The sequence below is a fragment of the Kitasatospora sp. NPDC057512 genome (assembly GCF_042802135.1).
Lineage (GTDB): Bacteria > Actinomycetota > Actinomycetes > Streptomycetales > Streptomycetaceae > Kitasatospora.
Genome location: NZ_JBHVET010000972.1, coordinates 1 through 2,548, shown reverse-complemented (window position 1 = coordinate 2,548; position 2,548 = coordinate 1). Strand labels below are relative to the sequence as shown.

Below are 2,548 nucleotides of genomic sequence, written 5' to 3'. Positions count from 1 at the left end.
CCCTGGGCGTTGGCCAGGTTGAAGGCGCCCTGGACCGTCGCCGAGGCGAGGGTCGGCGCGCTGCGCGCCTTCTGGAGCACCAGGGTCTGCACGGCCGGCACGATCGCGAAGCCGAAGAGCCCGATCAGCACCACCGTGACGGCCGCCGACCAGCGGGCGTGCGCGGTCAGCGCGAACAGCGCCAGGGTGGCGGAGAGCAGCACGAAGGCCGCGCAGACGGTGGGGCGCAGCGCCCGGTCGGCGGCGAACCCGCCCAGCACGTTGCCGATCGTCATGCCGACCCCGAACAGCGCCAGCACCAGGGTCACCGAGCCGGTCGCGTACCCGGAGACCTCGGTGAGCAGCGGCGCGATGTAGCTGTAGCAGGCGAAGAAGCCGCCGCAGCCGAACACCACGGTGGCCAGCGCCAGCCAGAGCTGGCCGCTGCGGAAGGCCCGCAGCTCGTGCCGGAGCCCGGACTGGCCGGAGGAGGGGAGCGCGGGCACCAGCCGGGCGATGGCGACCGTTCCGGCGGCCGCGATCAGCACGACCACCAGCATGGTCGCCCGCCAGCCCAGGTGCTGGCCGAGCAGGGTCGCGGCCGGGACGCCGACGATGTTGGCGACGGTCAGCCCGGAGAACATCACGGCCACCGCCCGGGCCCGCCGGTCCGGCGCGACCAGCTCGGCCGCCGCCACCGCGCCCGCCCCGAAGAAGGCGCCGTGCGGCAGCCCGGTGATCAGCCGGGCGGCGGCCAGCGTCCAGAAGTCCGGGGCCACCGCGCACAGCAGGTTGCCGGTCGCGAACAGTGCGGCCAGTGCCACCAGCACCGCCTTGCGCGGCCGTCCGGCGGCCAGCGCGGTCAGCAGCGGCGCACCGACCACCACCCCCAGCGCGTACGCGGAGATCAGCCAGCCCGCCTGTGGGATGGAGACGTGGAGACTGTCGGCGACCTGGGGGAGCAGCCCCATGGCGGCGAATTCGGTGGTTCCGATGGCGAACGCGGTGACGGCCAGCGCGAGCAGCGCGAGAGGCAAGGGGGTGACTCCGGAGTGATGCCGACGGACCGGGGAAGCGCGCGGCGGGATGAAGGCGGGGATGAAGGCGGGAATGAAGGTGGGACGAATTCGTTCGTCCGGAATCTTAATCCGGCCGGATGACGGCGCCGTGAGGTGCGTGTGACGAAAGGGCGTCGCCGGCCGACGAAAGGGGGTCGCCGACGCGGCTCCCGCGCGCGAGACTGGGAGCATGTGCCGCAACATCAAGACGCTGCGACCTCCCGTCACGCCCGACGCCGACGAGGAGGACTTCCGCGCCGCTGCCCTCCAGTACGTCCGCAAGGTGTCCGGGTTCCGCGCCCCCGCGGCGCACAACCGGGAGGCCTTCGACCGGGCGGTGGACGCCGTCGCGGAGGCCACCGCCCGACTGCTCGCCGAGCTGGAGGTCCGCGGCACGCACGCCCGGGCCGCCGTGCCGGCCGAGGTCGCCGGGTAGGCAGGAGCAGCCGTGATGAGCCACGCCGAGCGCTACGCCCTCACCTTCCCCGGCACCCCGGGCACCCAGGCCCCGCAGGACGTCGTGGTGGTCGCCCGCACCGACGCGACCGGCCCGGGGGGCCACCCGGTGTACGAGGACGAGAGCGGTATCGTCCGGGCGGAGATCAGCGACGCCGGCGAGGTCCGGATCCTCGCCAGCGGCGGCCACCAGAGCCCGCACCTGCCGGTGCACGCCCACCCGCTGCCCTGACCGCCGACCGCCCGGCGGAGCGTCCGGAACCCCGGCGCGGACTCCTCCCGTCGGGCACAATCGCGGTATGACCACCGCGAGTTGGCAGGGAATCCGCATCGCCGGGTAGGCGGCCCCGGGCCGCGCCGTCCTCGCGAAAGGGGTACCGGAGCCCATGGCAGTCTTCCGCAGGCCGGGCCGCTCCCGGCCGCCTTCCGAATCCGACCCGGCCGAGCCCGGCCGGAGCCGGCCCGACGTGGCAGAGCCCGACCTGGGCGAGCGGCTCGCCGAACTGGTCGAGGAGTCCGAGCAGCCCGTCGGCCGGGGCCCGGTCGCCGCGTACGCGGCGAGGCAGCGCGGCCGCGGCCGGGCCGTGGTCCTGCACACCGCCCGGTTGCTCGGCCACGGCGGCCGGGTCGCCGCCAGGGGAGCGGCCAGGGGGGCGGCCAAGAGCGCCGCGTACGGCGGCCGGGCGCTGACCGACCAGCTGGTGCGGACCGCGCCGCGGATCCCGGTGCGCGACCTCGCCGCCCTGCGGGCGCAGCACCCCGACGCGGCCTTCCCGGAGCAGCTGGCCGACCTGCTGGTCACCGGCGCCGTCCGGGCCTCCAGCGCGCTCGGCGCCGGCGTCGGCGCGGCGGCGATGCTGCCGGTGCCGCCCGCGATGCCGCTGGAGATCGCGGCCGAGACGCTCGCGGTCGCGGCCGTGGAGATCAAGCTGATCGCCGAACTGCACGAGGTCTACGGCACCCCGGCGCAGGGCACCGCCACCCAGCGGGCCGGCGCCTACCTCGGCGCCTGGGCCAACCGCCGCGGGATCGACGCGGGCCTGCTGGTGCGCCCG

At 75.8% G+C, this 2,548-nt stretch carries 3 protein-coding genes and 1 pseudogene; 3 read left to right on the top strand and 1 reads right to left on the bottom strand.

Annotated features, from left to right (window positions below; translation table 11 throughout):
* Positions 1 to 1,016 (bottom strand): MFS transporter (locus tag ACFU6K_RS36435; RefSeq protein ID WP_380670549.1); only part of this gene is annotated, 1,016 nt, incomplete at its 3' end.
* 211 nt (positions 1,017 to 1,227) lie between these two features.
* Here ACFU6K_RS36435 and ACFU6K_RS36430 point away from each other — a divergent pair.
* The 3 genes and pseudogenes from ACFU6K_RS36430 to ACFU6K_RS36420 form a co-directional block, all read left to right on the top strand.
* Positions 1,228 to 1,473 (top strand): DUF2277 domain-containing protein, encoded by a 246-nt coding sequence (locus tag ACFU6K_RS36430; RefSeq protein ID WP_380670547.1) that lies wholly within the window; start codon positions 1,228 to 1,230, stop codon positions 1,471 to 1,473.
* A 15-nt stretch (positions 1,474 to 1,488) separates the two neighbouring features.
* Positions 1,489 to 1,725 carry a DUF6296 family protein gene (locus tag ACFU6K_RS36425; RefSeq protein WP_380670545.1) on the top strand — a complete coding sequence of 79 codons (237 nt, stop codon included), beginning with the start codon at positions 1,489 to 1,491 and terminating at the stop codon, positions 1,723 to 1,725.
* Between the two features lie 235 nt (positions 1,726 to 1,960).
* Positions 1,961 to 2,548, top strand: a pseudogene (locus ACFU6K_RS36420) (hypothetical protein); the annotation flags it as partial.

Bases quoted from the DNA above. Each gene is read 5' to 3' on its own strand.
- ACFU6K_RS36425 (WP_380670545.1), top strand. From the start codon at position 1,489: ATGAGCCACGCCGAGCGCTACGCCCTCACCTTCCCCGGCACCCCGGGC.
- ACFU6K_RS36430 (WP_380670547.1), top strand. From the start codon at position 1,228: ATGTGCCGCAACATCAAGACGCTGCGACCTCCCGTCACGCCCGACGCC.